Genomic DNA, 1,258 nt, shown 5'->3' on the forward strand with positions numbered 1-1,258 from the left:
AGCCCGTGGTGTACAAAGAGAATGCCCGCGTTTATCGCGGCGGCCTGTTCAAAAGTTTCCATGGAAGCGTCCACGCCGAAGGCGATCTTTTTTACGGGCGATCCGTCATTGTCAACCTGAATTCCGTTAAGGGAATTATCGGCCGTTACAAAGCCGTCTATATCGAGAAAACTTTTTAAAAAAGCGTCAAGTTCTTTTGTTGTCTTTTCCAATTTTATTATACTCTCCCGTAAAAAATCCGTCCAAATACGAATGGCCCTTTATGAACCTGTCCGGATCCATTATAGCATAATACGCCTGACTTGCCATTTGATTTTGATCGAAAAGCACATAACTGTTCATATAACCCTTACCGTAAGGGCTCCAGATAACGACATGATCGATATATTTTTTATATTTTTCGAATAATTTAAAAAGCAACGCGTACTGGTAACCTACCGCGTCTGCCTGCATTTGGTTTAAAATTTCAGGAGCCTGCGCGCCGCCGCCGGGAGCGGCATCGGACAGTTTCATATCGACCTCTGAATAGCATATCCAATCCAGCAAGCCTTTATCGATAAGCCCCGCGAGCGTTGAAAGATAAATTTGATTCCTGCTCGCCATGCCAGGGTTTACGGTCTCATGCCCCTGGATTCCCATACATTCGATTAAATTTCTTCCGTCATAAAGGGGATCGGACTTCCACGCCGTATTTATTTCCCTGATCATATTGGAGGCGATCCGTATCTTGGAATAGCTGGCTATTTCATATTCGTTGTAAGTCAGAATGGGCGGTTTTTCGCTGATATACGCGTCTATACTGCCGTCGTCATCATGAAAATCTTTCTTCATGTAATCGGGGACGATGTTGGAATCACGGTAGCCTTCTTTGTATTTGGCGGCCATTTGGGCGTTAGGAACCGCAATATGCGCAAATTTATAAAGAAGGTAAATATAGTTCTGCCTTATGTCTTTATTGTCGTTATCTGTCATCGCAAATAGCCAAGACATGTTTTTTTAACGCCGTTTTCCATTCGTTAGCATTTTTTTGAATAATCTCGCTGTGCCTGTTTTCATGAATTTCGATATTAACCACGTCGATGGAATGGAAAGGTATAACCCCCCGTTCCTTGCTTGAACCGTACTTTTCGTCCACGGACATAAAATGGCGCATAACATACAAAATATGGTTAAAATAAACCCGCCGCGCGGTCTCTTTATTTACCTTTAGAAACGGTCCTGTGGCGTTTACGCCATAAGTGTAATACAGGCCTTCTTT

At 43.2% G+C, this 1,258-nt stretch carries 3 protein-coding genes; all 3 read right to left on the bottom strand.

Annotated elements, in window-relative coordinates:
• The coding region (locus ACYVTD_RS13130; RefSeq protein ID WP_461248188.1) for a Nif3-like dinuclear metal center hexameric protein at window positions 1-212 on the bottom strand (212 nt) is incomplete at its 3' end.
• Complete coding sequence (locus ACYVTD_RS13135; RefSeq protein ID WP_461248189.1) at window positions 187-972, bottom strand: endo-1,4-beta-xylanase; 786 nt, start codon at window positions 970-972, stop codon at window positions 187-189. The genes ACYVTD_RS13135 and ACYVTD_RS13130, both read right to left, overlap by 26 nt.
• The coding region (locus tag ACYVTD_RS13140) for a hypothetical protein (RefSeq protein ID WP_461248190.1) at window positions 962-1,258 on the bottom strand (297 nt) is incomplete at its 5' end. The genes ACYVTD_RS13140 and ACYVTD_RS13135, both read right to left, overlap by 11 nt.

This window comes from Treponema sp. R6D11 (assembly GCF_054786075.1).

What these genes read in the sequence shown, in the direction of transcription:
- ACYVTD_RS13135 (WP_461248189.1), bottom strand. Translation starts at nt 972, where the DNA reads ATGACAGATAACGACAATAAAGACATAAGGCAGAACTATATTTACCTT.